Origin of the sequence: Streptomyces flavofungini (assembly GCF_041028215.1) — a bacterium.
Taxonomy (GTDB): domain Bacteria; phylum Actinomycetota; class Actinomycetes; order Streptomycetales; family Streptomycetaceae; genus Streptomyces; species Streptomyces flavofungini_B.
In genome coordinates, this window is record NZ_JASKYR010000891.1 from 1 (window position 1) to 3,092 (window position 3,092).

Below are 3,092 nucleotides of genomic sequence, written 5' to 3' on the forward strand. Positions count from 1 at the left end.
GTGTTCAATCGCCKCCCGGTGGCCGAGAAGTCCCGTACATCCGCGTGCTGTTGCTGCCCGCCGTGCTGATGGCCGCCGCGACCGGCGCCGCCGTCGCCGTGGTGACGGAACCGGCAAGGACCGCCGTCACCTGGTGCGGCGCCGTCGCGACCCTCCTGGTGATCCTGGTCGGCGCGGAAGCCGTGCGGCGCGGCCGCACCATCAGGGGGCAGCGCACGCAGTACGCACAGCGGCTCGCCCACCTGGAGCGCCGCATCGCGGCCCACGACGACGAGACCATCCGCCTGGGCCGGGACATCCTGCCCGAGGCGATGTGGCGGCTCCAGCAGGGCGAGCCCCCCGCCGAAGTCATGCGCAACGTCGTCGACAACGACGAGGCGTACAAAGAAATGCCGCATGCGCAGCGTCAGTTGCTGCGCAACATCCTGGAGACCCTCGACCACGAGGAGGCGATGCGTGAGTCGGCGCAGCGCGCCTTCGTGAACATCGCCCGCCGCGTGCAGTCGATCGTCCACCAGCAGGCCGCGGAGCTGCGCGAGATGGAGGAGTTCCACGGCCGCAACCCCGAGGTCTTCGACGACCTGCTCCGCATCGACCACGGCACCGCCCTGATCGGCCGCCTCGCCGACTCCATCGCGGTGCTCGGCGGCGCCCGGCCGGGCCGTCAGTGGCCCAAGCCCGTACCGCTGTACAGCGTGCTGCGCGGCGCGATGTGCCGCATCCTGGACTACCCCCGCGTCGAGCTGCACTCCATCGCCAAGGTCGCGATCCACGGCACGTCCGTCGAGCCGCTGATCCACGCCTGCGCCGAACTGCTCGACAACGCCACGCGGTACTCGCCCCCGCAGACCAAGGTGCACGTCACCGCCGTCGAGGTGCAGACCGGCATCGCCGTGGAGATCGAGGACGGCGGCGTCAGCCTCAGTGAGGAGGCCCGCGAGCGCGCCGAGCGCATGCTGGCCCAGGCGCAGGCCGGCATCGACCTCAACGACCTGGGCGAGAGCCCGCGCCTCGGCATGGCCGTCGTCGGCCGCCTGTCGCAGATGTACAACATGCAGATCTCCCTGCGGCAGTCCGCCTACGGCGGTGTCCGCGCGGTGCTCATCGTGCCGCGCGAGATGATCACCACAGGACCGGCGCCCGGACTCGCCCACGGCATCGGCGCCTCCGCGGTGCCCCGCGTCGACAACGGCGGCAAGCTCATCGAGGAGCCCGAGCGCAACATCCGCCGCAAGAAGCCCCGCGTCGTCACCGCGGGCCCGCCGCTGCGCTCACCGCTCACCGCGGCCATGCAGGACGAGGTCCCCGAGGTCACCGAGTGGACCTCGGGCGGCCTGCCGCAGCGCCGCAGCCGCGTGACGATGTCGCTCAGCGAGCGGTACGCGCAGGAGGCCCAGGCCCAGCGCGCCGCCGAGGCCCACGCCGCCGCGACGGCACCGCCGCCGCTGCCCCCCCAGAAGAAGGAGGAGCCCGAGCCCGGCCTGTGGATCGAGGCATTCATGAAGGGCGTCAAGGGAGATCCCGCCGCTCCAGGCCAGACACCGCCGCAGGGTGCCGCGCCACCGGAAGGAGCGCCACCGCAGGGCACCACGCCCGCACCGGAATCCCACCGGAACAACCACGGCATCACCGACGAGGGGGGCTGGAAGTGATCCAGCAGCGCGCCAATTTCGACTGGATGCTGAAGGAACTCGCCGACGGGGTTCCGCAGACCCGGCAGATCGTCGTCCTCTCCGCGGACGGCCTGCGCATCGCACGCTACGGCGGCGACCCCGACGCTGCCGACCGCATCGCCGCCGCCTGCGCGGGGCTGCAGAGCCTGGCCGCCGCGGTGGCCACCGAGATCCCGCACAGCGACGGCGGCATGAAGATGGTCATCATCGAGATCAACGGCGGCTACTTCTACCTGATGGCCGCGGGCGCCGGCGCCTATCTCGCCGTCCTCGCGGACGAGACCGTCGACGCGGGCCTCATCGGCACCCGCATGCGCGACCTCGTCGTACGGATCGGGGCCCATCTGACGAGCCCGCCGCGGCGTGACGGGCAGGCCGTATGACTCCTCCGCAAGGACCTCCGAACGGCCCTTCCTCCGGGGAGGCGCCGGGAGGAGGCTCACCCCCCCAACGTGAGCGCCGCGGCCCGGAGAACCCCGAACGGCTGTACATCCTGACCGGCGACGGCTCGGACCGCGCCGCCCTCGACCTCGTCACGCTCATCGTGGCGCAGGGCGAGGCGGCCCCGACGGCACAGCCCGAGCACTCCGCGGTGCTGCGGCTGTGCACGACCCCGATCTCGGTCGCCGAACTGTCGGCCTATCTGGCGCTGCCGTTCAGCGTCGTGACCGTCGTCCTGACGGAGTTACTGGGGTCCGAGCTCGTCCAGGCGCGCGCTCCCATCGTGCGCTCCGCGCTGCCCGACCGATCCCTTCTCGAAGCGGTGATGCATGGACTTCAAAAGCTCTGACACGATCACCGGCCCGCGCAGCGAGGACGTCCTCCCGCACACGGCGACGGCCGCGGTCAAGGTCGTGATCGTCGGTGGCTTCGGGGTCGGCAAGACCACGATGGTCGGCTCGGTCAGCGAGATCCGCCCGCTGACCACCGAGGAGACGATGACCCAGGCGGGCATCGGCGTCGACGACAACTACGGCTCGGAGAGCAAGACGGCGACCACCGTCGCCATGGACTTCGGCCGCATCAGCATCTCCGAGGAACTGGTCCTCTACCTCTTCGGCACCCCGGGCCAGGAACGCTTCTGGTTCCTGTGGAACGGCCTCTTCGAAGGCGCGCTCGGCGCGGTCGTGCTCATTGACACCCGCCGCCTCGAAGTCAGCTTCGACGTGATCGGCCGCCTGGAGGAGCGCGGCGTGCCGTTCGTCGTCGCCGTCAACGACTTCCCCGACGCGCCCCACCACGGCATCGAGACCCTGCGCAGGGCCCTCGATCTGGAGCCCGCGGTGCCGATCATGCCGTGCGACGCCCGCCGCAGGGAGTCGAGCAGGGACGTCCTGCTGACCCTGATGCGCTACCTGCACTCGCTGACCGCGACCCGTGTCTGACCGCGCCCCAGACCGCACTTCCCCCCTTCTGACC

The 3,092-nt window shown here is 71.2% G+C and carries 4 protein-coding genes; all 4 read left to right on the forward strand.

The annotated features are described in order from the left end of the window. On the forward strand, nt 1–1,652 hold a 1,652-nt coding region (locus AB8Z36_RS36090; protein WP_369217615.1), incomplete at its 5' end, for an ATP-binding protein. Further along, nucleotides 1,649–2,056 (forward strand): roadblock/LC7 domain-containing protein, encoded by a 408-nt coding sequence (locus AB8Z36_RS36095; RefSeq protein ID WP_055556816.1) that lies wholly within the window; start codon nt 1,649–1,651, stop codon nt 2,054–2,056. The genes AB8Z36_RS36090 and AB8Z36_RS36095, both read left to right, overlap by 4 nt. Continuing rightward, nucleotides 2,053–2,463: a DUF742 domain-containing protein gene (locus AB8Z36_RS36100; RefSeq protein ID WP_369217616.1), complete on the forward strand. Its 411-nt coding sequence runs from the start codon at nt 2,053–2,055 to the stop codon at nt 2,461–2,463. The genes AB8Z36_RS36095 and AB8Z36_RS36100 overlap by 4 nt, the downstream gene beginning before the upstream one ends. Then, nucleotides 2,444–3,058, forward strand: coding sequence for a GTP-binding protein (locus AB8Z36_RS36105; RefSeq protein ID WP_369217617.1), 615 nt, complete (start codon nt 2,444–2,446; stop codon nt 3,056–3,058). The genes AB8Z36_RS36100 and AB8Z36_RS36105 overlap by 20 nt, the downstream gene beginning before the upstream one ends. The last annotated feature ends 34 nt before the right edge of the window (nt 3,059–3,092 follow it).